General features: G+C 63.7%; 27 protein-coding genes. 6 read left to right on the top strand and 21 right to left on the bottom strand.

The window, feature by feature from the left end:
- Positions 1-16: 16 nt before the first annotated feature.
- The 3 genes from NKH23_RS03435 to NKH23_RS03425 all read right to left on the bottom strand — a co-directional run bounded on the left by NKH23_RS03435 (position 17) and on the right by NKH23_RS03425 (position 1,258).
- Complete coding sequence (locus NKH23_RS03435) at positions 17-544, bottom strand: hypothetical protein (RefSeq protein ID WP_352912980.1); 528 nt, start codon at positions 542-544, stop codon at positions 17-19.
- Positions 545-662: 118 nt separating this feature from the next.
- Positions 663-1,019 carry a YciI family protein gene (locus tag NKH23_RS03430; RefSeq protein WP_352912981.1) on the bottom strand — a complete coding sequence of 119 codons (357 nt, stop codon included), beginning with the start codon at positions 1,017-1,019 and terminating at the stop codon, positions 663-665.
- 2 nt (positions 1,020-1,021) lie between these two features.
- Positions 1,022-1,258, bottom strand: a complete 237-nt coding sequence (locus tag NKH23_RS03425; RefSeq protein ID WP_352912982.1) for a hypothetical protein — start codon at positions 1,256-1,258, stop codon at positions 1,022-1,024.
- A 235-nt stretch (positions 1,259-1,493) separates the two neighbouring features.
- Here NKH23_RS03425 and NKH23_RS03420 point away from each other — a divergent pair, with 235 nt between their 5' ends.
- Entirely contained in the window at positions 1,494-1,919 is a 426-nt protein-coding gene (locus NKH23_RS03420) for an OsmC family protein (protein WP_352912983.1), read from the top strand.
- A gap of 211 nt (positions 1,920-2,130) precedes the next feature.
- Here NKH23_RS03420 and NKH23_RS03415 read toward each other — a convergent pair whose 3' ends face one another.
- The 7 genes from NKH23_RS03415 to NKH23_RS03385 form a co-directional block, all read right to left on the bottom strand.
- Positions 2,131-2,769 carry a YceH family protein gene (locus tag NKH23_RS03415; protein ID WP_352912984.1) on the bottom strand — a complete coding sequence of 213 codons (639 nt, stop codon included), beginning with the start codon at positions 2,767-2,769 and terminating at the stop codon, positions 2,131-2,133.
- A 236-nt stretch (positions 2,770-3,005) separates the two neighbouring features.
- Entirely contained in the window at positions 3,006-3,785 is a 780-nt protein-coding gene (locus tag NKH23_RS03410; RefSeq protein WP_292663232.1) for a succinate dehydrogenase iron-sulfur subunit, read from the bottom strand.
- Positions 3,785-4,222 (bottom strand): DUF3052 family protein, encoded by a 438-nt coding sequence (locus NKH23_RS03405; RefSeq protein ID WP_352913179.1) that lies wholly within the window; start codon positions 4,220-4,222, stop codon positions 3,785-3,787. Before NKH23_RS03405 ends, NKH23_RS03410 begins: the two co-directional genes overlap by 1 nt.
- Positions 4,223-4,224: 2 nt before the next feature.
- A complete protein-coding gene (gene sdhA / locus NKH23_RS03400; RefSeq protein WP_352912985.1) occupies positions 4,225-6,063 on the bottom strand; it encodes a succinate dehydrogenase flavoprotein subunit in 1,839 nt (612 codons plus the stop codon).
- 3 nt (positions 6,064-6,066) lie between these two features.
- The gene (gene sdhD, locus NKH23_RS03395; protein WP_292663226.1) at positions 6,067-6,462 is read right to left on the bottom strand and encodes a succinate dehydrogenase, hydrophobic membrane anchor protein; all 396 of its coding nucleotides are present in this window, start codon (positions 6,460-6,462) and stop codon (positions 6,067-6,069) included.
- Positions 6,459-6,884, bottom strand: a complete 426-nt coding sequence (sdhC, locus tag NKH23_RS03390) for a succinate dehydrogenase, cytochrome b556 subunit (protein WP_352479640.1) — start codon at positions 6,882-6,884, stop codon at positions 6,459-6,461. Before sdhC ends, sdhD begins: the two co-directional genes overlap by 4 nt.
- A gap of 242 nt (positions 6,885-7,126) precedes the next feature.
- Positions 7,127-7,570 (bottom strand): hypothetical protein, encoded by a 444-nt coding sequence (locus NKH23_RS03385; protein WP_353034217.1) that lies wholly within the window; start codon positions 7,568-7,570, stop codon positions 7,127-7,129.
- 192 nt (positions 7,571-7,762) lie between these two features.
- Between NKH23_RS03385 and NKH23_RS03380 the strand changes: the two genes are divergently transcribed.
- Positions 7,763-8,122, top strand: coding sequence for a hypothetical protein (locus NKH23_RS03380; RefSeq protein ID WP_352977050.1), 360 nt, complete (start codon positions 7,763-7,765; stop codon positions 8,120-8,122).
- Here NKH23_RS03380 and NKH23_RS03375 read toward each other — a convergent pair.
- A complete protein-coding gene (locus tag NKH23_RS03375; RefSeq protein ID WP_352977049.1) occupies positions 8,106-9,326 on the bottom strand; it encodes a GGDEF domain-containing protein in 1,221 nt (406 codons plus the stop codon). The genes NKH23_RS03380 and NKH23_RS03375 overlap by 17 nt on opposite strands.
- Positions 9,327-9,402: 76 nt before the next feature.
- Positions 9,403-10,599, bottom strand: coding sequence for a GGDEF domain-containing protein (locus NKH23_RS03370; RefSeq protein WP_353034215.1), 1,197 nt, complete (start codon positions 10,597-10,599; stop codon positions 9,403-9,405).
- A 161-nt stretch (positions 10,600-10,760) separates the two neighbouring features.
- Between NKH23_RS03370 and NKH23_RS03365 the strand changes: the two genes are divergently transcribed.
- Positions 10,761-11,072 carry a hypothetical protein gene (locus NKH23_RS03365; RefSeq protein WP_352468075.1) on the top strand — a complete coding sequence of 104 codons (312 nt, stop codon included), beginning with the start codon at positions 10,761-10,763 and terminating at the stop codon, positions 11,070-11,072.
- A gap of 59 nt (positions 11,073-11,131) precedes the next feature.
- On the opposite strand, the gene leuC is transcribed toward NKH23_RS03365, so the two are convergent.
- The 5 genes from leuC to rplS all read right to left on the bottom strand — a co-directional run bounded on the left by leuC (position 11,132) and on the right by rplS (position 16,384).
- Positions 11,132-12,541 carry a 3-isopropylmalate dehydratase large subunit gene (leuC, locus tag NKH23_RS03360; protein ID WP_352468076.1) on the bottom strand — a complete coding sequence of 470 codons (1,410 nt, stop codon included), beginning with the start codon at positions 12,539-12,541 and terminating at the stop codon, positions 11,132-11,134.
- A gap of 467 nt (positions 12,542-13,008) precedes the next feature.
- A complete protein-coding gene (locus NKH23_RS03355; protein WP_352977048.1) occupies positions 13,009-13,644 on the bottom strand; it encodes a class I SAM-dependent DNA methyltransferase in 636 nt (211 codons plus the stop codon).
- A 52-nt stretch (positions 13,645-13,696) separates the two neighbouring features.
- A complete protein-coding gene (locus NKH23_RS03350; RefSeq protein WP_352977047.1) occupies positions 13,697-14,512 on the bottom strand; it encodes an amino acid ABC transporter permease in 816 nt (271 codons plus the stop codon).
- Positions 14,513-14,781: 269 nt separating this feature from the next.
- Entirely contained in the window at positions 14,782-15,579 is a 798-nt protein-coding gene (locus NKH23_RS03345; RefSeq protein ID WP_352468079.1) for a transporter substrate-binding domain-containing protein, read from the bottom strand.
- A gap of 265 nt (positions 15,580-15,844) precedes the next feature.
- Positions 15,845-16,384: a 50S ribosomal protein L19 gene (gene rplS / locus NKH23_RS03340; protein WP_352977046.1), complete on the bottom strand. Its 540-nt coding sequence runs from the start codon at positions 16,382-16,384 to the stop codon at positions 15,845-15,847.
- Positions 16,385-16,752: 368 nt separating this feature from the next.
- On the opposite strand from rplS, the gene NKH23_RS03335 reads away from it, so the two are divergent.
- Positions 16,753-17,505 carry a sulfite exporter TauE/SafE family protein gene (locus NKH23_RS03335; RefSeq protein ID WP_352493212.1) on the top strand — a complete coding sequence of 251 codons (753 nt, stop codon included), beginning with the start codon at positions 16,753-16,755 and terminating at the stop codon, positions 17,503-17,505.
- Positions 17,506-17,510: 5 nt separating this feature from the next.
- On the opposite strand, the gene NKH23_RS03330 is transcribed toward NKH23_RS03335, so the two are convergent.
- The 3 genes from NKH23_RS03330 to rimM are packed head-to-tail and all read right to left on the bottom strand — an operon-like array spanning position 17,511 to position 19,235.
- Positions 17,511-17,951, bottom strand: a complete 441-nt coding sequence (locus NKH23_RS03330) for a DUF4279 domain-containing protein (protein WP_352719345.1) — start codon at positions 17,949-17,951, stop codon at positions 17,511-17,513.
- Positions 17,944-18,639, bottom strand: coding sequence for a tRNA (guanosine(37)-N1)-methyltransferase TrmD (gene trmD, locus NKH23_RS03325; RefSeq protein WP_352977045.1), 696 nt, complete (start codon positions 18,637-18,639; stop codon positions 17,944-17,946). The genes NKH23_RS03330 and trmD overlap by 8 nt, the downstream gene beginning before the upstream one ends.
- Positions 18,636-19,235 carry a ribosome maturation factor RimM gene (gene rimM / locus NKH23_RS03320; RefSeq protein ID WP_352719347.1) on the bottom strand — a complete coding sequence of 200 codons (600 nt, stop codon included), beginning with the start codon at positions 19,233-19,235 and terminating at the stop codon, positions 18,636-18,638. The genes trmD and rimM overlap by 4 nt, the downstream gene beginning before the upstream one ends.
- A 116-nt stretch (positions 19,236-19,351) precedes the next feature.
- Between rimM and NKH23_RS03315 the strand changes: the two genes are divergently transcribed.
- Entirely contained in the window at positions 19,352-20,290 is a 939-nt protein-coding gene (locus NKH23_RS03315; protein WP_352719348.1) for a tyrosine recombinase XerC, read from the top strand.
- 85 nt (positions 20,291-20,375) lie between these two features.
- Positions 20,376-21,443, top strand: coding sequence for a TraB/GumN family protein (locus tag NKH23_RS03310; RefSeq protein WP_352977044.1), 1,068 nt, complete (start codon positions 20,376-20,378; stop codon positions 21,441-21,443).
- Positions 21,444-22,252: 809 nt separating this feature from the next.
- On the opposite strand, the gene lpdA is transcribed toward NKH23_RS03310, so the two are convergent.
- Positions 22,253-23,659: a dihydrolipoyl dehydrogenase gene (gene lpdA, locus NKH23_RS03305; protein WP_352912995.1), complete on the bottom strand. Its 1,407-nt coding sequence runs from the start codon at positions 23,657-23,659 to the stop codon at positions 22,253-22,255.
- Positions 23,660-23,664: the final 5 nt, after the last annotated feature.

Genomic DNA, 23,664 nt, shown 5'->3' with positions numbered 1-23,664 from the left:
TTTTACTGGCGTTCGGTCAGTTGACCTCGAAGCCCAGTTTCTGGCGGAGCCGCAGCATTCGCTGGTCGGAAATCTGCAGGCTTTGCCCGTCGGCTTCCGCCGCCCGGCTGACCATCTGCAGCAGATCGCTCCTTTCGGCCGCGTCGAGCCGCTCGCGCAGGAACGGCGCCAGCTTGTCGATGACGACCGTGACGTCGTCGATTTGCGATGCCGCCCATTTGGCGTAGATCACCGCTTCATCGGTCTGCTTTTTGTCGGCAATCTCCGAGATCACCGATCGAATGGCAGCTTCGCGTTGCGGCAGCACAGGGCCGTGTTCCGAAATGATCGCGGTGATCAGCGTCGCGGCGGCCACGACCGGATCGTCGATCGCCGTCAGCGGCGAGAGCGCCGCCTGCTTGCGCAGTTTCTTGCGGCGGATATTGCCCTGGACGCGGCCAACGACGTCGGCAACCTCACGCGCCGCGTCGTTCATGGTCTTCAGCCGGTACCACCAGAACGCCGCTGCCCCCAGTAGGCCGATTGCAGCAATCAATATATGCATGCCCCAAGATCCCCAATCTCGGGTGACGATAGGAGAAGTATTGCTTCGCTTCAACACGCAAAAGTTGCGTCAATTGAAGAAAACGAAAGCCTGCGCCAGTCGCCGGCCGCCGACATCTCTACGACCCCGGCACGTTGTAGATCGCCCGCACCTCGATCGTGCCGATTTCCGCCAGCGGAATGCCGCCTGCGATCTCCAACGCCTCGTCGAGGTCCTCGGCCTCGATCATGACGAAACCGAGCAACTGCTCCTTGGTCTCGGCGAAAGGGCCGTCGGTGACCAGCCGCTTGCCTTTGCGCCGGCGCACGGTCTTCGACGTCTGCACCGATTGCAGCGCCTGCGCGATGATCAGCCGGCCGCTTTGCGCCACCGACTTGTCATAGGCCAGCGAATCGGCGTCGAGCTTGGCCAGCCTCGCAGGCGTCATTGCGTAGAGATCTTTTTCTTCACCGTAGACCAGGCAAACATATTTCATCTTTACCTCCATTCCTGGGTTGGACCGTAGGACGAGGCTACGGAAACATCGGCCGGGCCTTTGCCCGCTGCATAATCGAGACCCGCTGCATAATCGAGAAAGGACACCGCAATGCCGATGATGGCAATCGCCGCAAGCAGTCGGCCAAAACCGGAAGGCCGCAGGCGCGACCAGTCGGCTTGCTGTTCACCGGTCCCGCGGCAGGTGTTTGTCCAGTGAGCAGAAAACAGATTGTTCATGTGGTCCTCCATCCGGCCACCAATTCCATGGCCGCCCCCAGGACGGCCGGGACAGATGGAAGTCGACATTTTTGCACGCGTTTTTTTTCGAATTTTTCGCCCGAGCGTTTTTTGCCCGACCATGATGTGTCACGCTGCCGCCGATACGAAAGCGCGGGTGGCCTTCGCTCCCGCGCGCGCTATAGTCGACTGGATGCCGATCACGGGCTCAGTCACGACAATCAAGGAGGAATTGATGGACCGCACCGCCAACGCCGTTTGGAAAGGCAGTTTCAAGGAAGGCAAAGGCACACTCGAAACCCAGAGCGGGGTGCTGAAGGGCACGCCCTATTCGGCCAAGATGCGTTTCGAGGACGAAAGCGGCAAATCCGGCACCAACCCGGAAGAGCTGATCGCCGCCGCCCACGCCGGCTGCTACGCCATGCAGCTTTCGCATTTTCTCGCCGAGAACGGCACGCCGGCCGCCGAGCTCGACGCCAAGGCCGTGGTAACGCTGGTCCCCGGCACCGGCATCACCGGCAGCGCGATCACGCTGGTCGGCAAGGTGCCGGGCATCGATGCCGACAAGTTCAAGGAATTGGCCGAGAAGGCCAAGGCCGAATGCCCGGTCTCGAAAGCGCTCGGCGCCATCAAAGTATCGCTCGACGCCAGGCTCGGGTGAGCCGCCAAACGAACGTCGGCGATCCTTCGCGCCCCCCTCTGCCCTGCCGGGCATCTCCCCCTCAAGTGGGGAGATTGGCAGTTTTGGCGACGGCTCTCGTCCTTCAACCTTGGTGATTGGCGAAAGTGGAGATGACAGCGCAATCTCCCCCCTTGAGGGGGAGATGTCCGGCAGGACAGAGGGGGGCGCTGTCCCGCCGGCATTCGAGTGACTATGTAGTGCCTTCGCCGGACAGCGCGTCGAGGCGGGCGCGCAATGCCGCGACCTCTTGCTCGAGGGCGTGCACGCGCGTCTCCAGATCCGACGCCGGCGAGGACGACTGCAGGGCTGCGGCAGCCGGCAGCTGCGGCGGTCCGCTGAGCAGATGGACATAGCGATCCTCGCGCTGGCCTGGCCCGCGATCGATCTGCTGCACCAGCGGTGGCCGGCGGCCGATCAGCAGATCGAGGTTGCCGCGAAGCTCGTCGATCGACGGCAGCCGCGCCATGCGCTCGCTTCGTGCCAGCAATTCATAGGCCGTCTGCGGGCCGCGCAGGAGCAACAGGCCGAGCAGCGCGATCTGCGCCGAGGTCAGTGAAAAGCGCTGTGCCACGACATGCTCATGGCGCTCGACGCGCGACGCGAACACCTGCCTGACCAGGCCCTTCTGCTCAAGCTGGCCAAGTGCCCGCCTAACCTCGCCAAGCTCGACCGACATCACCGGCTCGCGCGCCGTCTTCTGGTTGGCCGCGGCAAGTGCCGCATTGAGCGTCAGCGGATAGACGTCCGGCGTCAGCTCCTTCTTCTCGATCAGGCAACCGAGGACGCGCGCTTCGATGGGGGAGAGGATGGGAAGATCGGAGTCGGTCATAGATGGTATCCATTTGAAGTCGGCGGGACAGCGCCCCCCTCTGTCCTGCCGGACATCTCCCCCCTAGGGGGGAGATTGGCAACATAGCCGATTTCGCCAATCTCCAGCGTTGCCGAATAAAGCCCCGGGCCGAAACTGCCAATCTCCCCACTAGAGGGGGAGATGTCCGGCAGGACAGAGGGGGGCGCGAAGGATCGCTACGGACGAGACGATCTCGGCTGCAACCCGCCCGCCGCCTATACCCGTCGCTCCACCATCATCTTCTTGATCTCGGCGATCGCCTTGGCCGGGTTGAGCCCCTTGGGGCAAGTCTGGGCGCAGTTCATGATGGTGTGGCAGCGGTAGAGCCGGAACGGGTCTTCGAGGTTGTCGAGCCGCTCGCCCGTCGCCTCGTCCCTGGAATCGATCAGCCAGCGATAGGCCTGCAGCAGCGTCGCCGGGCCGAGATAGCGCTCGCCGTTCCACCAGTAGCTCGGGCAGGAGGTCGAACAGCAGGCGCATAATATGCACTCGTAGAGCCCGTCGAGCTTTTCGCGGTCCTCATGGCTCTGCAGCCATTCCTTGGCCGGCTCGGGCGATACCGTCTTCAGCCACGGCTCGATCGAGGCGTGCTGGGCGTAGAAATTGGTGAGGTCGGGCACCAGGTCCTTGACCACGGCCATATGCGGCAGCGGATAGACCTTGATCGCGCCGGAAATGTCGTCACAGCCCTTGGTGCAGGCCAGCGTGTTCGACCCGTCGATGTTCATGGCGCAGGAGCCGCAAATGCCTTCGCGGCAGGAGCGGCGCAGCGTCAGCGTCGGGTCGATCTTGTTCTTGATCCAGAGCAGCGCGTCGAGCACCATCGGCCCGCAATCGTCCATGTCGACGAAATACGTATCCATGCGCGGGTTCTCGTCATCGTCCGGCGACCAGCGGTAGATGCGGTATTCGCGCAGATTGGTCGCACCCTCCGGCTTCGGCCAGGTTTTTCCGGCCATGATCTTCGAGTTTTTCGGAAGCGTGAGTTCGACCATTACCTCAGGTCCTTTCGGATGACGAGCTTCAGCCCGGACCAGATCTCGTTTATGGCGGCGACCTTGACGTCGACGAGGTCGAGCTTCAGCGCCTCGGCGCGGATAACGTCCTCGGTGACGTCGGTCGGCACTTTCGATGCCTTTTTCGGCCATGACACCCAGACCATGCCGTTCCGCTTGATCGCCGCTTCGACGTCGCCAAGACGGTCCTCGATCTCGACGCGCTGCCGGGTGAAAGCATGTACGGCATCGTATTTCTCATGAACGCCCGAAATCGCCGACCAGTCAGCCAGCCGGTCGAGCTCGGCAAAGTCCACGGCTTCGGCAAGGTCGTCCAGCTCGGCCGGCAAGGCGACGAAAGCGGCAATCATCCCGTCCTTCAGGCCGAGCTTGGCCGGAAGGGGCGTGCCGGAATATCCCGCAACCGCCAGCGCCATCGTCAATACACTCTCGCCTTCGGTGCAATCTTGGCCGGGTTGATGCCGCCGTCTGCCTCCTTGAGCAGCGTCTCAGTGTGCACGGGCCGGTAGGTGAGCGCCACCTCGCCGGCTTCGTTGAGCCGGGCCAGCGTATGCTTGCGCCAGTTCGCGTCGTCGCGGGCCGAAAAGTCCTCCCGCGCGTGCGCGCCGCGGCTTTCCTTGCGCGCCTCGGCGCCGTAGACGGTGGTGATGGCGTTGGCCATCAGGTTTTCCAGCTCCAGCGTCTCGACCAGATCGGAGTTCCAGATCATCGAGCGATCGAACACTTTTACGTCCTTGAGCTCGCCCCACAGCTGCGAAATGCGCTTGCAGCCGCTTTCCAGCGATTCCTGGGTGCGGAACACCGCTGCGTCCTCCTGCATCGCCTTCTGCATCTTTTCGCGCAAAACCGCTGTCGGGGTCGAGCCGTTGGCGTGGCGCAGCCGGTCGAAGCGGTCCATGATTTTTTCGACGGCGGCCTCGTTGGGCGAGGGGATCGCCGATGTGCGGTCGATCACCTGGCCGGCCCGGATCGCCGCCGCACGGCCGAACACCACCAGGTCGATCAGCGAGTTGGAGCCCAGCCGGTTAGCACCGTGCACCGAGGCGCAGCCGGCTTCGCCGACCGCCATCAGCCCGGGTGACACCTGGTCCGGGTTCAAAGCCGTCGGGTTCAGCACCTCGCCCCAATAATTGGTCGGCACGCCGCCCATATTGTAGTGGACCGTCGGCAGCACCGGGATCGGTTCCTTGGTCAGGTCGACGCCGGCAAAGATCTTTGCCGATTCCGAAATACCGGGAAGCCTCTCGTGCAGCACGGCCGGGTCAAGATGGTCGAGATGCAGAAAGATGTGATCCTTCTTCGGGCCGACGCCGCGGCCCTCGCGGATCTCCAGCGTCATACAGCGCGAGACCACGTCTCGGGAAGCCAGATCCTTGGCTGACGGCGCGTAGCGCTCCATGAAGCGCTCGCCCTCGGAATTGACGAGATAGCCGCCCTCGCCGCGGGCACCCTCGGTGATCAGGCAGCCGGCGCCGTAGATGCCGGTCGGGTGGAACTGCACGAACTCCATGTCCTGCAGCGGCAGGCCTGCGCGTGCGGCCATGCCACCGCCATCGCCAGTGCAGGTATGCGCCGAGGTGGCCGAGAAATAGGCGCGGCCATAGCCGCCGGTCGCCAGCACCACCATCTTCGCCGAAAAGCGGTGGATGGTGCCGTCGTCGAGGTTCCAGGCGACGACGCCGGTGCAGGTGCCGTCCGGCTCCATGATCAGGTCGAGCGCGAAATACTCGATGAAGAACTGCGCATTGTGCTTCAGCGACTGGCCGTAGAGCGTGTGCAGCATGGCGTGGCCGGTGCGGTCGGCGGCCGCACAGGTGCGCTGCACCGGCGGCCCCTCGCCGAAATTCATCATCATGCCGCCGAACGGCCGCTGGTAGATTTTCCCGTCCTCAGTGCGGCTGAAGGGAACGCCGTAATGCTCGAGCTCGTAGACAGCCGCCGGCGCTTCGCGCACCATGTATTCCTGAGCGTCGGTATCGCCCAGCCAATCCGAGCCCTTGACCGTGTCGAAGAGATGCCACTGCCAGTTGTCTGGCCCCATATTGGCGAGCGAGGCGGCAATGCCGCCCTGCGCCGCCACCGTATGCGAGCGCGTCGGGAACACTTTGGTGATGCAGGCGGTGCGCAGGCCCTGCTCGGCCATGCCGAGCGTGGCGCGCAGGCCGGCGCCGCCGGCGCCGACGACCACGACGTCGAATTTGTGATCGACATAGCTATAGGCGGAAGCCGTGTTGGCGTTCTTCGCGTCCTTGGCCAAAAATCAGCCTCCAAATGCCAGTTTAAGCAGGGCGAAGACCGAAGCGACGCCGACGACTACGGGAAAGAATGTGTTGAGAGCGAGCAGCGCCAGCCTGGTGCCCTCGCCATGCACATAGTCTTCGATGATTGCCTGCATGCCGAGCCGCATGTGGTAGAGGACCGACAACAGCACCAGCGCCAGGACCAGTGCCACGAACGGATTGGCAAGTGCGGCGCGCACCTCGAGGTAGCTGGCGCCGTTGAGTGCAATCAGGAAGCCGACGAAGAACAGGACCAGCGGGATGTTGGAAATCGCTGTCAGCCGCTGGCGCCAGAAATGGCCGGTGCCCTCGCGGGCGGAACCGAGGCCGCGGACCTTGGCCAGCGGCGTGCGCATATCGGTGTTCTTGCCGTTCATGTCAGGCTCCCCCGCGCCATGTAGCCGGCGATCCAGATCAGCAGCGTCAGCGTGACCGAGCCTGCCAGCGTCGCCCAGGCGATCCTCGAGGCGGTATGCTTTTCCAGCCCTGCCCCAGTGTCCCAGATAAGATGCCGGACGCCGCCCAGCATGTGGTGCATCAGCGCCCAGCTGTAGCCGAACAGCACCAGCCGTCCCAGCCACGAGCCGAAAGCCCAGTTGACGGCATTGAAGGTCGCCTCCGAGCTCGCCGCCGCCATCAGCCACAGCGCGACCAGCAGCGTGCCGAAATAGAGCGCCCCGCCGGTGATGCGGTGGACGATCGACATCGTCATGGTGATCGGCGGCCGATAGACGGTCAGGTGCGGCGAAAGCGGCCGTTCACGTCTGGCAAATTCGCGGGTGGCTGGTGATTTGCTCATGGCTCCCCCAGTTCGGCGTCTCTGGAGCCTCAGGTGGGAATGCGGCATTGCCGCTTCCGGTTGCGACTTCGGACAGCCGGTTTCTAATGCTCTTTTTGCACCGCGTCAAAGCCGGAAAACCGTTTCGAAAACGTAATTTAGTCTGATGAAAGCGACGCTTTCAGCTTCAATCGATTAGGACTGTCGCCTTGAGCCGGCACAATGTCGCTGCACTGCAAAATATGGCTGCCGCACCGGGCGGATCAGCGTTTACAGGCCAGCGGTGATGCACCGCCCTTCATCACCAGCGCATCACGCCCATCGATCACGATTGCGTCATGCGCCTCGCCGTAACGGCTGGTCTGATTGGCCGGTGACGCCGGCAGCTCGGAGCTGGTGCCGTCCGGGCCGAGCACGCGCACCGACGTGCCCAGGTTCTCGATGGTCATCACGCTACCGTCGGTGCATTTGTAGGTTGAAGTGCGCGGCTGCGGTGCCGTCGGTTCGCTAGCGGCGGGAGCAAGCGACACGGAAGCGGCGGGCGTATTGCCGAGCTTGGGCGCGCTGGTCTGCGGCGCGCAGGCGGCGGCAGCCAGCAGCGGCGGAATGGCCAGCGCCATCCGAAACGTGCGGCGTAATCTCATATGCTGCTTTCCCCCGCGCGCATCGAGCCCGCCGCGATGCTTCGGCAGGCCACCGGATTTCATGCTTTTTAAGTCGCGCTCGATGCCGGCGATGGTGGGAACAAGGCATGGCCGAATGATGGCCGGTGGGTGATCGAGTATTAACCATGTTTTCCGAGACCTCGCCCCGGCTGCGGTTGCCCTCTTAACAAAGGTTAATAAAAGGTTAATTTCTGATTCGAGGAGGCTTGCCTCTCAGCAATGGAGCAGCACGCCATGCATTCGAATTCAGCAGGATCGCGCCTTCCCTGGTTCCTAGTGGCGGCGCTCGCCTTCGGCATCGCCGCACCGGCATTCGCCGGGACGCGCCACCACGACCGCGTCTATGCCGATTCCTTCGGCAATCTGGTCATCGAAAGCGCCGCCGGCTACAAGCGTATCCTCGTCGGCGAGGGCAAGCTGGCCAAGGAATTGTCCGACTACACCGGCGCCGGCCAGCCCGACGTGATCTACGAAAACGAATCGGACGATGTTCGCAGCGGCGACTGCTACAGGCCGCCGGTTTTCGTGAAGGGCCGCAGCTATATGTACGGCCTCTCCGACGGCGAGATGCCGGAGCTCAGCCCCTGCCGCTGACGGCCACGCCGCCCTTTGTCGACGGCGCCGGCAGGGCTACAGCCGACCCCACCGAGACACGCACGCAGTCGCGGCCGCTGCCCTTCGCCTGATAGAGCGCTTTGTCGGCGCGCCGCAGCAGGTCGGAAAAGCTTTCGCCCGGACCAAGCTCGGCAACGCCGAAGCTGGCGCTGCAGCGATGATCCGCCGGCAGGCAGTCGATCGGCGTGGCACCGAAGGCGCTACGCGTGCCCTCGGCAAAGAGCCGGGCGGCGGCTAGGTTGGTCCCCGGCAGGAAAATAGCGAATTCCTCGCCGCCGATGCGGCCGGCGACATGATGGTCGGCCGCGGCCTCGCGGAGGAAACCGGAAAAGGTCTCGATGACCCGATCGCCGGACGCGTGGCCGTAAGTATCGTTGATGCGCTTGAAATGGTCGAGATCGGCAATGACCAGTGCCGCCGGAACGGCGCGCCGCATGGCATCGCGCAGTGCGATCTCGGCATGGCGCTCGAAGCCGCCACGGTTGAGCAGCCGCGAAAGCGTGTCGGTTTCCGACTTCGACGTCGCCTCGGCGAGCACGTCGCGGACCAGGATAGCCAGCGTCACCAGCGCAAGCGCCAGGCCGAACACGGTGCCGATAGACTGCGACACCAACGCGTAGCTGGTCTGCGAATAAGATTGCGGGTTGGCACCCCAGCCACCAAGCGCATGGGCGATGAAGGGTTTGCTGGCGAACTGCAAGGTGCTGGCCGCCAGGACAGCCATCAGCATATAGTCGAGCCGCTCGCGTCTTTGCCTGGACGACAAGACGATCGCCAGCCCGGTGAATTGCATGGCCGCATAGGGAAGCTGGTAGGCTGCCATTCGCACAAAGGATTGGCGTGGCAGGTCCTGGACGAAGTAGACCGCGAGGGTGGCGAAGACCAGGAAGAACAGCATCGGCAGCCAAGGCGGCGAAACGCGGTATTTATGGGCAAGCCCGCCATTGAAGGCGACGGTTGCGCCAAGGAAGGCGGCAAAGGCGGCGACAACCACGGGGCGCGCATTGTCGAAGGCAGGGATGCTGAACTCAATCGCGAAATAGGCCATGCCGAGCGCATAGCCGAACGCCAGCCAGCGCGCCGATACACGTCCGGCGTCATAGACCGCTATCGTCATGAACGCCGCCGCCAGCAGCCCGGCAACGAACAGGTTGATCACCAGGATGAAATTAGCGCTGCCCATGGCGTTTTGGCACTCCCCCCGAACAGCAAATCACCGACGCGCGAAAAAGACGTTAATTCGAAGCCGCCGCTGACGCTCAGCCAGCACTGGTCCGATTGGGAAGGACGACCGTTTCAGGCCGCTGATAGGACAGGCATACGCTGTCGCGGCCACTCCTTTTGGCTTTATAGAGCGCTTCGTCGGCGCGCCGCATCAGCGGGTCCAGCCCTTCGTCGCTAGTGCGGGCGGCCACGCCGAAGCTCGCGGTCACTCTTGTCTCGGGCGGAAGCCCGTCGATTCTGCCCGCCGAATAGAGCGTGCGAATGGTTTCGGCAAACAGTCTTGCCGCACCAAGGTCGCTGAGCGGCAACAGCACGGCGAACTCTTCGCCGCCGATACGGCCGGCAACGCCGCGCGTACCTGCAGCCGACAGAAGCTTGGCAGCGAAGTCGGCGATGACGCGGTCGCCGGCCGCGTGGCCATGCTGATCGTTAAGTGCCTTGAAATGATCGAGATCGGCAAGCACCAGCGCAACCGGCAATTGCGCCGTGGCACAGTGCTGCAGGACAAGCATGGCGCGCTCCTCGAAGCCGCGGCGGTTGAGCAGGCCCGACAGCGGGTCTGTCAGGGTTTCGGTCTTCAGGGCCTTCATCACATAGAGCGCGGCGGCGCCGAACAGGCAAAGTGCAATAAGCAGCGACAGCAATGCATGCGACAGCAGCGCCGTCGTCCAATAGGACGAGGTGTAAAGCCCTTCATAGCTGGTGAACGGCCCATGCGCGATGACGACGGCAAGCGTCCGCGCCAGGAAGTTCAGGCCGGAAAGCAGCGACAGCACGAACAGGATCATTTCTGTCGGGCCGTTGTTGCGCACCACGCGCAACTCGGCGGCGACAACCAGGCTGATGCCGCCGAAGCTGAAATTGATGGCAAGGATGCGCCAGGTGAGATCCGGCCGGGCAAAAAGAAACCACGAGAACGCGGCCAGGCCGCCGCAGGCCAGAATGCCGACCGCCGGGTAAGGCACGCGCCGCCCATAGCGCGCAATGACCGCGCCGGCGAGACAGCAGGTGGCGAAGGTGAAGCACAGGATCGAGATGAGCTTGGTCGGTGCCATGCCGACCGGCAGCGTGAAATACTGGAGCAGGAAGCCTGCGGCCGAGGCCGAGTAGCCCGCCGCCAGCACAGCCAGATAGGAACGGTGGCGCTGATAGAACCACAGCACGAGAAATGCCGCGCCGAGTGTGAGGGCGATGCCTGGATTGAGCAGCGCTATGAGCAGGCCGGTGTCCAAGCGCTGTAATTTCCCCTCGCTTCCCCTTGGAGGACCTTAGAGCGTAAGCCCAAACAAGCGGTTAAGCGAAAGCGAATATACGACGGGTGCGTCGACAAAGCCGCTGGGCGGAACCGCGAACGGCGAGCGGCGTTTCACGACGGCAACCAGGAGACGCTCCGATGGCCGACACGATCATGCTGACCGATCACGATGCAATTCGCTCATGGGCCGCGGCGCGCGCCGGCTTTCCGGCGATCGTCGACGTGTCGCCCGAAGCCGGAACGCAGCCCATGCTGAGGCTGGTCTTCGGCCAGCATGCCTACCAGGACCAGGATGAGGCCGAACGCCCGGTCAATGCCGGCGGCTACGAACTGGTCGAATGGGACGAATGGTTCAAACTCTTCGACGAGCGCCAACTGGCGCTGGTCGTCGCAAAGGATCAACCCGGCCGCCGTGAGGGATTCCACGAATTCGTCAGACGGCCCGGCTGAAGAATGCCCGAACCGCATTGCGGCTCGGGCACCTCATATCCGACTGCGCGCGCCCTGCGCTATTTCCACTCGCGGATGTCGACGAAATGGCCGGCGATCGCCGCCGCCGCCGCCATTGCCGGCGACACCAGATGCGTGCGGCCCTTGAAGCCTTGGCGCCCTTCGAAATTGCGGTTCGAGGTCGAGGCGCAGCGCTCATGCGGCTTCAGCCGGTCGTCGTTCATGGCAAGGCACATCGAGCAGCCCGGCTCGCGCCAGTCAAAGCCGGCGGCGACAAAGATCTTGTCGAGGCCTTCGGCCTCTGCCTGTTCCTTGACCAGACCGGAGCCCGGCACGATCATCGCACTGACCCGTGGGTTGACCTTCTTGCCCTCGATCACCTTGGCGGCGGCGCGCAGATCCTCGATGCGGCCATTGGTGCAGGAACCGATGAAGACGCGGTCAAGTTCGATATCGGTGATCTTGGTGCCCGGCGTCAGGCCCATATAGTCGAGTGCGCGTTGCTTGGACGTGCGCTTGTTCTCGTCGGTGATGTCGTCCGGGTTCGGCACGATGCCTTGCACCGAGACCACGTCCTCGGGCGAGGAGCCCCAGGAGACGATCGGCGGCAGCTTTGCCGCGTCGAGCACGACCACCTTGTCGAAATGCGCGCCTTCGTCGGACTGCAGCGTCTTCCAATAGGCGAGCGCGGCGTCCCAGGCTTCGCCCTTAGGGGCGCGCGGCTTGTCCTTGACATAGGCGAAGGTGGTCTCGTCGGGCGCGATCAGGCCGGCGCGCGCGCCGGCTTCGATCGACATGTTGCAGATCGTCATGCGGCCTTCCATCGACAGCGCGCGGATTGCCTCGCCGGCATATTCGATGACATAGCCGGTGCCGCCGGCCGTGCCGATCTCGCCGATGATGGCGAGGATGATGTCCTTGGCGGTGACGCCTTCCGGCAGCGCGCCGTCGACGCGCACCAGCATGTTCTTGGCCTTGCGCTGGATCAGCGTCTGCGTCGCCAGCACATGCTCGACTTCCGAGGTGCCGATGCCATGCGCCAGCGCCCCGAACGCGCCATGCGTCGAGGTGTGGCTGTCGCCGCAGACGATGGTCATGCCGGGCAGCGTAAAGCCCTGCTCGGGACCGATGATGTGGACGATGCCTTGGCGGATGTCCTTCTCGGAATAATACTCGACGCCAAAATCCTTGGCGTTCTTGGCCAGCGCCTCGACCTGAATGCGGCTTTCCTCGTTCTTGATGCCGAACTTGCGCTCCGGCGAGGTCGACACATTGTGGTCGACCACGGCCAGCGTCTTTTCCGGATGCCGAACCTTGCGGCCTGTCATGCGCAGGCCTTCGAAAGCCTGCGGGCTGGTCACTTCGTGGACGAGGTGGCGGTCGATGTAGAGCAGGCAGGTGCCGTCATCCTGGCGGTCGACGACATGGTCGTCGAAAATCTTGTCGTAGAGGGTGCGCGGTGCGCTCATGTGCGTAAATCCGTCGATTTTAAAAAGGGAAAAGGACGCCGGTCGGCCCGGCGAAACAGCCTGGCGAGTCTGCCCTAGCTAAGTCGGCTGGTCAGCGCCCCGCAGATGCGCGCCGAAAATCGCGACGGCAGGCGTTTTCTGTCCTGCAGCACGAAACCCGTATAGGCCGGATCGCCAAAAAGCTCTTCCATGGCGCTGCTCATATCAATGTTTTGGCTTTTCAGCAATCGCGTCTGCCTTCCCGGAACCTGGGTTCCTCGCCCCACGAAGTGGGGAGAGGTGGCCCGGCGAAGCCGGGACGGAGAGGGGCCTTCGCGGCGTTGGAGCATTTTGGCGGATTCGCATATGGCCGGTCTCTCGCCCCATCCTCACCGGGCTCTGGCTTCGCGAATGCCGTCCCCCTCTCCGTCCCGGCTTCGCCGGGCCACCTCTCCCCCGCTTTGCGGGGGCGAGGAGCAACCGCCTACTCAAATCACCTCGAACACAAACGTCTTCACCAGCGCGTCGGGCTCGGCGATTGCGTAGCAGCGGAACCACGGGCTCTCCTCGATCGGCCGCCATTTTTTCGCCTGCTCCAGTTCGCCAAGCACAGCCTTGAACCCGCCGCTTTCAAAAACCTGGTCGCGAACTGTGAAGATGGCGTGGCCGCCCGTCCTGGTGATGCGTACCAGTTCATGCAGGCCCGACGCCGGCGCGTGGCTGATGGTGAACACGCCGGTCGAGAAGAAGGCGCGGAAATACCCGTCCGGCCAGGGCAATGGCCCGCCGAGCATCGCCTGTTTCAGCTCGCTGTAGGCCTGCCGGCTGCCGGCGATTTTCAGCATGTCCTGCGACAGGTCGAGCCCGGCTATATCGTGGTAGCCGAGCGCCTTGAGCGACGGCCCCGACAGGCCGGTGCCGCAGCCGGCGTCGAGTAGCGGCCCTTCGCCCGGCGGCACGTGGCGCGCCACCCAGGCGGTGATCAGGAACGGCAGGAGATAGCCGAGCGCCGCGGTTTCGCCGTCATAGGTCGCGGCCCATTCCGCATAGGCCTTGGCCAGCGCCTCAGGCGTGTCGGCCGTATAGACGGCTTCCAGCGCCGCATTGGCCTTGTCGATGATCATGGGTCCTCCCCGGTCGCGTCCGCTCGATGGTATCGCCGTTTTCGCCTGCCTTCTATTCCTCATGCTGGTGGCGCAGCCGCTTCTCCAGCGCCCGCAAGGCCAGCGACAGGCCGACGGTCAGCATGAGATAGATATAGGCGACGATCGAATAGGTTTCGAAGAAGCGGAACGAGCCGGCGGCGTAGATCTTGCCCATCTGGGTGATGTCGGCGACGCCGAGCACCGAGACCAGCGAGGAATCCTTGACCATGGCGACGAAATCATTGCCGAGCGGCGGCAGGATGGTGCGGATCGCCTGCGGAAAGACGACCAGCCGGAAGCGCTGCGTGCGCGTCAGCCCGAGCGCCTTCGCCGCCTCGATCTGGCCCTTCTCGACCGCCTGGATACCGGCGCGGAACACCTCCGAGATGAAGGCGGAATAGCCGATGGTCAGCGCCATGACGGCGCGCCATAAAAGCGAGACGTCGCGTACCAGCAGCTCACCGAAGAGGCCGGCGCTTTGCAGCGGCGCCGTCAGCGCGTTCCACGCCGCGACGAAGGCCGGTGCGCCGGCAAAGGCGATCCAGAACAACAGCACCAGCATCGGCACGCCGCGGATGATCTCGACGTAGAAGCGGCCGATCTGGCTGAGCCAGCGTGAGCCCGACAGGCCCATCAGCGCGACGCCGAGCCCGATCGCGCAAGCCAGCGCGAAGGCGACTACAGTGACGAAGATGGTGACGCCGATGCCCTTGGCGACGGTCGCGAACACCTGGGCATAGAGGTCGCTGGAAGCGATGAAGATGGCGGCGGCCAAGGCGATCGCCACGGCCACGGCAAGCCACCAGGGGAAGTCGGATTTGGCGGTGGGAGCTGGGGGCGTTGCCATCAGGCGTTGCTGGCGCCGGAAGAGTTGCGAAAGCTGCGTTCTGTCACACCCCCCTCTGTCCTGCCGGCCATCTCCCCCTCAAGGGGGGAGATCGGCAGCTTTGACCTCGCCGCCCGTTCTGCAACACTGAAAATTGGCGAAAACCGATGCGAAATCCGATCTCCCCCCTTGAGGGGGAGATGGCCGGTAGGCCAGAGGGGGGTGTACGAGCGCAGAGTCAGCGCGAGTTCCCGCGCACAATCGTCATGAAATGCGCGCAACAAGCAGGCCTACTGCCCCATCTTGTAGTCGAGGAACCACTTCTTGTTGAGCGCGTCGAGCGTGCCATCGGCCTTGAGCGCGGCGATTGCCGCGTTGACCGGCTTCACCAGGTCGGAGCCCTTGGGGAAGATGAAGCCGAAATCCTCGGTGCCGAGCGGCCCGCCGATCAGCTTAAGGCCACCATTGGACGCATCGACATAGCCCTTGCCGGCAGTGCCGTCGGTGAGCACGACGTCGACGTCGCCGGCCTTCAGCGCCTGCACCGTCGCGCCGAATGTCTCAAACAGCTTGATGCGCGGGTTCTGCTCATTGCCGTCGAGCACGCTGTAGACGGCGGTGTAGAAGGGCGTGGTGCCGGCCTGCGCGCCGATCAGCCCGTCCTTGAAGGCGGCAAACGTCTTGGCATCGCTGAAGCGCTTCTCGTCGCCGCGCACCAGCATGAACTGTTCCGAGCGCATATAGGGGTCAGAGAAGTCGACCTTCTGCTTGCGGTCGTCCTTGATGGTGATGCCGGTCATACCGATGTTGTACTGATTGTCGGAAACCGCTTGGATCATCGCGTCCCAGGAGGTATTCTGGTACTCAACCTTGAAGTTCAGCCGCTTGGCGATCTCGTTCATCGCGTCATACTCCCAGCCGATCTGCTTGCCGGTCTTGGCATCGATGAACTGCAGCGGCGGATAGGCATTTTCGGTCACCACCACCACCTTCTTGCCGCCGAGGTCGGGCAGCGCCTGCGCCAGAGCCGCGACGGGCACGAGAAGGCAAGCTAGCAGGCCGGCCAGCAGCAGTTTCGAATTGATCATGACTATGCTCCCCAGGAACTGAACCGCCTCGATCGACCGAGGCATGCAGGAAATCCGGCGCCGACTTTAGCTTTCCGCAGGCGCCTTGCAAGCCGCTCCGATGCGGCGTTCGGCACGAAAATGGATTCCAATGCTTTCAAGGAAGGGATTACGGAACGATCCGTTTCGATAGCGGACCTACGTGGCCCGGCAAAATCGACTCCACCTCGCGAAACAAAAAGGCGGCCGAAGCCGCCTTTCCGAAAACATGGGTTTTGAAGACGCCTTATTCGGCGGCAGCTGCTTCCGCGGCCTTGGCGGCCTCGTCGGCGGCCTTCTTCTCGGCGGCGTCCTGCGCCGCCTTCTCGGCGGCCAGCGCCTGGGCGGCGGCCACTTTCTCGGCCTCGATACGCGCCTTCTCGGCGTTCAGCGCATCGCGCTCTTCGTCGTTCAGCTTGCGGGCGCGCACGCCGGTGTTTTCCGAAATGCGGGCCGACTTGCCGCGACGGTCACGCAAATAGTACAGCTTGGCGCGACGCACCTTGCCGCGGCGCACGATCTCGACGCCCTCGACCATTGGCGAATAGACCGGGAACACACGCTCCACGCCTTCGCCGTAGGAGATCTTGCGGACGGTGAAGCTCTCCTGGAAACCGGCGCCGGCGCGGGCGATGACGACGCCCTCGTAGGCCTGGACGCGGGTGCGGGTGCCTTCGGTCACGCGGACCTGGACGCGCACGGTGTCGCCGGGCTGGAATTCGGGGAGCTTGCGCTTGGCTTCGATCTTGGCGGCCTGCTCGGCCTCGATCTGACGGAGGATGTCCATCTCATAGATCCACTTCTTGTTCTTCCGACAGTCAGAGCGTCCGACACTCGCCTTGCAGTCGCATCGACCGCTCGGCTATGCCCTTCGTTCGAGAACATCTGTTCGAGAACATCGGGCAGGGGCGACTACACCGTCATTGTTGACGGGCCAGAAGATCGCTCTTGGCAAATTTTCTTCCGGTTCGGCGCGCACATACAGCTATTTCGGCGCTTTGTCACGCCTTCGCTGTTTCTTTTTTGGCGCTGCTTCTTTTTGGCTGGCGCCCGCTGTGGCAATCCCATGATCGCTTGTGGTCCAGGGGGTTGCGCCCACGCGTCAAGCTTTCTAAGCCGGAAGATAAGCATTTTCCTCCAGCGACGACACCCCTCATGCCAATCTTGGACGCGGTCCTGCTCTTTCTCGCCGGCTTTCTATCAGGCGCGGTCAACGCCGTTGCCGGCGGCGGCACGTTCATTACCTTTGGCGCCATGACCCTGGCCGGCCTGCCGCCGATCGTCGCCAATGCGACATCATCGGTGACGCAATTTCCTGGCTACATCACCTCGACGCTCGCCTATTGGCACGACATCAAGCATTTCTGGCGCGGCGCACTGCTGCTCAGCCTCATTTCGGCTCTTGGTGCGCTGTCTGGCGCGCTCATCCTCCTAGGGCTCGACAACCCGGCGTTCCGCGCCTTGGTGCCCTGGCTGCTGCTGGCGGCAACCGCGTTGTTCGCTGCCGGGCCATGGCTGAAGCCGGCGCCCAAGCCGGAGCATGAGGCCGCGGTGGGTTCGCTGGTCGGGTCGCTGGCGCAGTTCGCCACCGCCGTCTATGGCGGCTTCTTCGGCGCCGGCATGGGCGTCATGATGCTGGCGACGCTCGGTCTCACCCAGTCCGGCGACTATCATCGGCTGAACGCACTGAAGAACATGCTGGCCGTGGTCATCGCTGCGGTCGCCATCCTGGTCTTCGTCTCGGGCGGCGTCATCGCCTGGCTGCAGGCGATCATCATGATCCCGGGTGGCGCGCTCGGCGGCTATGCCGGCGTCTGGATCGCCAGGCGCGTGCCGCAGAACGCGGTGCGCGGCTTCGTCATCGCCGTCGGCCTGTTCCTGGCTTTTTACTATTTCGACAAGGGCTAAGAAGGTCACTCCGACTCCGGACCATCATCGGCCTCGGGTGGTTCGTAGTAGATGTCCAGATTGAGCTCTATGCCACGATCGCCCAGCATTTGCAGTGTACCCGGAGCCAATCCCAGGCCTTGATTCTCCTCGTCAAGCCAAACGCCGCAGAACATGTCGACCTTGAACCGCCGGGCGAGATCGGCCCAGACCGCAAGGTCCAACGTGAGCGCTTTTAGGATATCGACGATCTGACGATCGAGTTGATCGCCTTTGTCGTATTCCGACGACAGCCTCCAGGAACCGGTCCGCGCAATCCGAGGTGGTCGATTTGGGGGATAGGTATGAAGATCCCCTTTCTTGATTGCATAGGTTGGTTTTCCGCCTAGCAATCTGGAGAGCTCAACGGGATCTAGGTCGTCGCCAAAGAGCCTCAGACCTGCCGAGCTTTGGGCGATCTCAGCCATTGTTGCCACTTTCCAACAAATCCGGCCTCCGCTCCTTCGTCAGCTTCTCGGACTCCCCGCGCCGCCACGCCGCGATCTTCTTGTGATTGCCCGAAATCAGCACTTCGGGAATCGGCCGGCCCTCGAACTCCTGCGGCCGCGTATAATGCGGATGCTCGAGCAGGCCGTTTTCAAAGCTCTCTTCCTCGCCCGATACCGCATTGCCCATGACGCCGGGCAGCAGGCGCACCACGGCATCGAGCAGCACGAGTGCCGCCGGCTCGCCGCCGGACAGGATGAAGTCGCCGATCGAAACTTCCTCGAGGCCGCGCGCCTCGATGACCCGCTGGTCGACGCCTTCGAAGCGGCCGCAGACGATCACCGCACCCGGCCCGGCGGCGAGCTCGCGCACACGGCGCTGCGTCAGCGGCTTGCCGCGCGGGCTCATCAGCAGGCGCGGACGTGGATCGCCTGTCGGCGAGGCACGGTCGATGGCGCTGGCCAGCACGTCTGCCCGCATCACCATGCCGGCGCCGCCGCCGGCCGGTGTGTCATCGACGGTACGGTGACGATCGCTGGCAAAGTCGCGGATCTGGATTGTTTCGAGCGACCAAATGCCGGTCTCGAGCGCGCGTCCGGCCAGCGACAGGCCGAGCGCGCCGGGAAACATCTCGGGATAGAGCGTCAGCACCGAAGCCGAAAAACTCACCGGTTGCCTCCGGCGTCCCTCGGCCCGCGCGGCCTGCCCTTCGGGTCGAAACCGTCGTCACCGGCAGGCTCGCCGTCCTCGTCCTCGACCAACCCTGCGGCGGCTGGATCAACGCGGACAAAGCCGCCGGCGATCGACACTTCCGGAACGGCGGCCTGCGTGAACGGGATGAGCACGCCTTTGCGCCCGGCAAGCGTCACGTCGAGAATGTCGCCGCCGCCGAAATTATGCACGGCGACGACCTTGCCGATGACCGCACCGGTATCGTCCTTGACCTCCAGCCCGACGAGGTCGGCATGGTAGAATTCGTCCTCTTCGCCCTCATCGGGCAACACCGAACGATCGACGAACAATTCGGTGCCGGCGAGCGCCTCGGCGGCATTGCGGTCGTTGACGCCTTTGAACCGCACCACCACCACGGTGTTGGCGGGCCTGATATCGACGATCTGGAAGGCGCGGCCATCCCCGGCGTAGAGCGGACCGTAATCGGCCAGCGCCAGCGGGTCGCCGGTAAAGCTCTTGACGCGCAATTCGCCCTTGATGCCATGCGCGGCACCGATCACGGCCATCTGGACGGGGTTTTGCGGCTTGCTCATCTGCGGAAAATCCTTTGCCTTGCTCTAACCCCAGCCCGTCGTCATTTCAATGATGCCGCTCTTCACCGCTTCCTAACCCGCGTGCCGGAAGATGGCGGGGAATTGGAAGAGCGCAAATGCAGGAATTCCTCATACCGGCAAAACCCGACCTGCAGGCGGCGCGCGAGGCCTGGCTGAAGATGCTGGCGCGCGAACGCCGGCTGTCGCCCGAAACCGTCGAGGCCTATGAGCGCGACACACGCCAGTTCCTGCATTTTCTGACCGGCCATCGCAGCGGCTCGCCCGGCATTTCCGACATCGCCGATCTGCGCCCCGCTGATTTGCGCGGCTTTCTCGCTGCCCGCCGTGCCGAGGGCGCCGGCGCCCGCACGCTCGGACGCGGGCTGGCTGGCATCCGCTCGCTGCTGCGTTTCCTGGAACGGCGCGGCCTCGCCAATGCGGCGGGTGCGGCAGCCTTGCGCGCGCCGCGACAGCCGAAATCGCTGCCCAAGCCGCTGACCGCAAGCGATGCAAAACACGTTGTCTCGGTAGAAGGCCAGCTGGCGGAGGAGCCGTGGATCGCCGCCCGCAACGCCGCCGTGCTGACCCTGCTCTATGGGTCGGGTCTGCGCATTTCCGAGGCACTCGGGCTGTCGGGCGCCGATCTGTCCTCGCCTGGTGAGACCGTGCTGCGCGTCACCGGCAAGGGCGGCAAGACGCGGCTGGTGCCGGTGCTGCCGGTGGCGCTGCGCGCGATTGCCGAATACCGCCGCTTGTGTCCCTACCATCTCGATCCCAAGGGCTTGCTGTTTCGGGGTGCCCGCGGCGGCCCGCTCAACCCGGCGATCGTCCAGCGCGACATGGCCAAGCTGCGCTCGGCGCTCAACCTGCCCGACACGGCGACGCCGCATGCACTGCGCCATTCCTTTGCCACGCATCTGCTTGGGCGCGGCGGCGACCTACGCACCATCCAGGAGTTGCTCGGCCACGCCAGCCTGTCGACAACCCAGATATACACCGGCGTCGACACCGCGAGGCTGCTCGAGATTTACGAAGCAGCTCATCCTCGCGCGTGATGGATGCTTGAATCGGTGGCCATCTCGCAACAATTTTGATGCGCCGATTAACCGTTTTGCCGCTTTTTGCGCCTAGAACCGCAGCATGAAACGCCTCATCGCCATCGCCGACCGCGCGACCCATATGTCGCTGAAGCTGCTTGTCGCGCTCAACGCCCTGTTTTTCCTCTCCTTCCTCATCATCGCGCTGCTCGCCGCGGGCAAGGCACGCGCCGAGACTTCGGCCTGCGCCGGTACCGACATGCTGAGCGCGCTGCAAAAGGACGACCCGGCTGCCTACCGCAAGATCGAGGCAGACGCGGCAGCGACGCCGAACGGCAAGGGCCTGCTGTGGAAGCTCGAAAAATCGGGCGAAAAACCGTCCTTCCTGTTCGGCACCATGCACGTTACCGACCCGCGCGTCACCACGCTGCCACCCGCCGCGCAGAAGGCATTCGATGCGGCTGGCACTGTCATCATCGAGACCACCGAAGTGCTCGACAAGCAGAAGATGATGGCAGTACTGCTGAAAGAGCCGGATCTGATGATGTTCACCGACAAGACGACGCTTTCGTCGCTGCTGTCGCCGGACGATGCGGCGGTGGTCAACAAGGCGCTCGATGCGCGTGGCATCCCGCCAGCGACCGTCGCCAAGATGAAGCCCTGGTTGCTGTCGGCGATGGTGGCGCTGCCTGCATGCGAAGTCGCCCGCCAGGCTGGCGGTGCGCCGGTGCTCGACGTCAAGCTTGCCAAGGACGCCGAGGCTGCGGGCAAATCAGTCGAGGGGCTGGAGACAATCGCCGACCAGCTGCGCGCCATGGCTTCGCTGCCGATCGCCTTTCACCTGAAGGGGCTGGTCGATACGCTGAAGCTTGGCGACAAGGTGAACGACGTCAACGAAACCATGATCGTGCTTTACCGGCGTGGCGACACTGGCATGTACGTACCGCTGTTTCGGACCGTCATTCCCGAACAGGTCGACGACCAATCGGGTTACGCCGAATTCGAGCAGACCATGATCACCAGCCGCAACAAGGTGATGGTCGATCGTGCCGCGCCGATCCTCGCCCACGGCAACGTCTTCATGGCGGTCGGCGCCATGCACCTTCCCGGAGCGCAAGGCTTGGTCGAGGGTTTCCGCAAGGCCGGCTATACTGTGACCGCCGTCAACTGAACAACACTGCGGAGTTGCACACCGAATCATTGCCAAGGCGGGGTCAGTCCTTACTCGTGGCGCGACGGCGGACCAGCTGCGCTTCGTGCCAAGAAACTGAAAAAGGTTCGGTTTGGCTCGATCGAACCCATTTTGCGGTGGAAATGCATGCCTGCAAGCGATTCCGGATCAGAATTGCCCTGTTTTCGGCGTTTTCAACGCCTAATGTGAAACCGATTCAACGATTGTACGTTGATGGCTATTACTTGATGTTTTTCATCCACGGAGGACACTTTTATGGCGAACACACCCAATCCGAACGACCCATTCACCTCACCGGGTACCGCACGGCCACGCGGCGGCGGCAGTGGCTGGCTGATTGCCCTGGTCGTCGTTATCCTGGCAATTGTCGCCTATTATGTTTTTGGAAGACGTAGCGAGGCACCTGCGCCTGCCGAACCGCCCGCAGCCAGCACACCGGCTCCGGCTCCAGCACCTGCCGAGCCGATGAAGCCAGCCGAACCGGCTCCTGCGCCAGCTCCGGCGACACCCGCTCCGGCTCCCGCACCGGCAGAACCTGCACCCGCTCCGGCCCCTGCGCCAGCCCCGGCCCCGGCCCCGGCACCAGCACCGGCCCCTCAGTGATCAGACTGCCGACTTAATATATGAACGGCCCGCTGAAAGGCGGGCCGTTTTGTTTTTGGGAGCAGCCGTCGATGGCTTCGCCATCCCAGGGTCTCCGCGACGTCGCTTCGCTCCTGCTCCGCCCTGGGATGACGAAGCGCGGATGTTTCAGCCAATCTCTAAGGTTTGCGATTCACCGCGTTTGCTCAGATATGGATCGGCTTGAAGAACGTCGCCAATGCCGCCTCCTTTACCGCCTCCGACATTGTCGGATGGGCGTGACAGGTGCGGGCTAGGTCTTCCGACGAGCCGCCAAATTCCATCAGCACGGCCGCCTCGTGGATCATCTCGCCGGCGCCGAAGCCGACGATGTGGACGCCGAGCACACGGTCGCTGGCCTTGTCGGCCAGGATTTTCACAAAGCCGTCGGTGTGCAGCATGGCGCGCGCGCGGCCATTGGCGCTGAACGGAAATTTTCCGGCCTTGTAGTCGATGCCGGCCTTCTTCAATTCTTCTTCGGTCTTGCCGACCGAGGCGATTTCCGGCGTGGTGTAGACGACGCTCGGAATCACCTCATAGTTCACATGACCGACCTGGCCGGCGATGGTTTCGGCCACCGCCACGCCCTCGTCTTCGGCCTTGTGGGCAAGCATCGGCCCGGCGATGACATCGCCGATGGCGTAGATGCCGGGCACATTGGTTCTGAGATGACCGTCGGTCTTGACCCGGCCGCGCTCATCGACGTCGACGCCGGCATCCTTCAGCCCGAGAGCGTCCGAATAGGCCCGTCGTCCCGTCGCAATCAGCACCGCGTCCGCCTCGATCGTCTCGGCCGCACCGCCTTTGACCGGTTCGAAGGTGACCGTCGCCCCCTTCTTGGCCTTGGCGACGCCGGTCACCTTGGCGCCCAGCCTGAACTCAAAGCCCTGCTTCGACAGCAGGCGCTGGAATTGCTTGGCGATCTCGCCGTCCATGCCGCCCAGGATGGTGTCGAGGAACTCGACCACGGTGACCTTGGCGCCGAGCCGCGCCCATACCGAGCCGAGCTCCAGACCGATGACACCGCCGCCGACCACCACCAGATGGCCCGGCACCTTGTCCAGCGACAGCGCGCCGGTCGACGAGATGATCACCTTCTCGTCGAAATCGACCTTGACGCCGGGAATGCCGGCGACGTCGGAGCCGGTGGCGATGACGATGTTCTTGGTCTCGATCTCCTCGACCTTGCCGTCATCGGAGGTCACCGACACCTTGCCGGCCGCAACCACCTTGCCGGTGCCACGAAAACTGTCGATCTTGTTCTTCTTGAACAGGAAGGCCACGCCATTGACGTTGGCCGTCACTGTCGCATCCTTGTGCGCCATCATCTTCCCAAGGTTGAGCTTGGGCGCGCCGATCTCGACGCCAAGCGCATCGAAGGAATGGCCGGCCTCGGCGAACACCTCGGACGCATGCAGCAGCGCCTTTGACGGGATGCAGCCGATGTTGAGGCAGGTACCGCCGAAAGTCGGGTTCTTTTCGACCACCGCCGTCTTCAGGCCGAGCTGCGCCGCCTTGATGGCGCAGACATAGCCGCCTGGTCCCGATCCGATGATAACGACATCATAGGCCATAATAC

Source organism: Mesorhizobium sp. M1328 (assembly GCF_040318075.1).
Taxonomy (GTDB): Bacteria; Pseudomonadota; Alphaproteobacteria; order Rhizobiales; family Rhizobiaceae; genus Mesorhizobium.
The sequence above is the reverse complement of the archived record's forward strand: the minus strand, read 5'-3'. Positions and strand labels throughout refer to the sequence as shown.

Bases quoted from the DNA above. Each gene is read 5' to 3' on its own strand.
- NKH23_RS03435 (WP_352912980.1), bottom strand. From the start codon at position 544: ATGCATATATTGATTGCTGCAATCGGCCTACTGGGGGCAGCGGCGTTC.
- NKH23_RS03430 (WP_352912981.1), bottom strand. From the start codon at position 1,019: ATGAAATATGTTTGCCTGGTCTACGGTGAAGAAAAAGATCTCTACGCA.
- NKH23_RS03425 (WP_352912982.1), bottom strand. From the start codon at position 1,258: ATGAACAATCTGTTTTCTGCTCACTGGACAAACACCTGCCGCGGGACC.
- NKH23_RS03420 (WP_352912983.1), top strand. From the start codon at position 1,494: ATGGACCGCACCGCCAACGCCGTTTGGAAAGGCAGTTTCAAGGAAGGC.
- NKH23_RS03415 (WP_352912984.1), bottom strand. From the start codon at position 2,769: ATGACCGACTCCGATCTTCCCATCCTCTCCCCCATCGAAGCGCGCGTC.
- NKH23_RS03410 (WP_292663232.1), bottom strand. From the start codon at position 3,785: ATGGTCGAACTCACGCTTCCGAAAAACTCGAAGATCATGGCCGGAAAA.
- NKH23_RS03405 (WP_352913179.1), bottom strand. From the start codon at position 4,222: ATGGCGCTGGCGGTTGCGGGATATTCCGGCACGCCCCTTCCGGCCAAG.
- sdhD (WP_292663226.1), bottom strand. From the start codon at position 6,462: ATGAACGGCAAGAACACCGATATGCGCACGCCGCTGGCCAAGGTCCGC.
- sdhC (WP_352479640.1), bottom strand. From the start codon at position 6,884: ATGAGCAAATCACCAGCCACCCGCGAATTTGCCAGACGTGAACGGCCG.
- NKH23_RS03385 (WP_353034217.1), bottom strand. From the start codon at position 7,570: ATGAAATCCGGTGGCCTGCCGAAGCATCGCGGCGGGCTCGATGCGCGC.
- NKH23_RS03380 (WP_352977050.1), top strand. From the start codon at position 7,763: ATGCATTCGAATTCAGCAGGATCGCGCCTTCCCTGGTTCCTAGTGGCG.
- NKH23_RS03375 (WP_352977049.1), bottom strand. From the start codon at position 9,326: ATGGGCAGCGCTAATTTCATCCTGGTGATCAACCTGTTCGTTGCCGGG.
- NKH23_RS03365 (WP_352468075.1), top strand. From the start codon at position 10,761: ATGGCCGACACGATCATGCTGACCGATCACGATGCAATTCGCTCATGG.
- leuC (WP_352468076.1), bottom strand. From the start codon at position 12,541: ATGAGCGCACCGCGCACCCTCTACGACAAGATTTTCGACGACCATGTC.
- NKH23_RS03355 (WP_352977048.1), bottom strand. From the start codon at position 13,644: ATGATCATCGACAAGGCCAATGCGGCGCTGGAAGCCGTCTATACGGCC.
- NKH23_RS03350 (WP_352977047.1), bottom strand. From the start codon at position 14,512: ATGGCAACGCCCCCAGCTCCCACCGCCAAATCCGACTTCCCCTGGTGG.
- NKH23_RS03345 (WP_352468079.1), bottom strand. From the start codon at position 15,579: ATGATCAATTCGAAACTGCTGCTGGCCGGCCTGCTAGCTTGCCTTCTC.
- rplS (WP_352977046.1), bottom strand. From the start codon at position 16,384: ATGGACATCCTCCGTCAGATCGAGGCCGAGCAGGCCGCCAAGATCGAA.
- NKH23_RS03335 (WP_352493212.1), top strand. From the start codon at position 16,753: ATGCCAATCTTGGACGCGGTCCTGCTCTTTCTCGCCGGCTTTCTATCA.
- NKH23_RS03330 (WP_352719345.1), bottom strand. From the start codon at position 17,951: ATGGCTGAGATCGCCCAAAGCTCGGCAGGTCTGAGGCTCTTTGGCGAC.
- rimM (WP_352719347.1), bottom strand. From the start codon at position 19,235: ATGAGCAAGCCGCAAAACCCCGTCCAGATGGCCGTGATCGGTGCCGCG.
- NKH23_RS03315 (WP_352719348.1), top strand. From the start codon at position 19,352: ATGCAGGAATTCCTCATACCGGCAAAACCCGACCTGCAGGCGGCGCGC.
- NKH23_RS03310 (WP_352977044.1), top strand. From the start codon at position 20,376: ATGAAACGCCTCATCGCCATCGCCGACCGCGCGACCCATATGTCGCTG.
- lpdA (WP_352912995.1), bottom strand. From the start codon at position 23,659: ATGGCCTATGATGTCGTTATCATCGGATCGGGACCAGGCGGCTATGTC.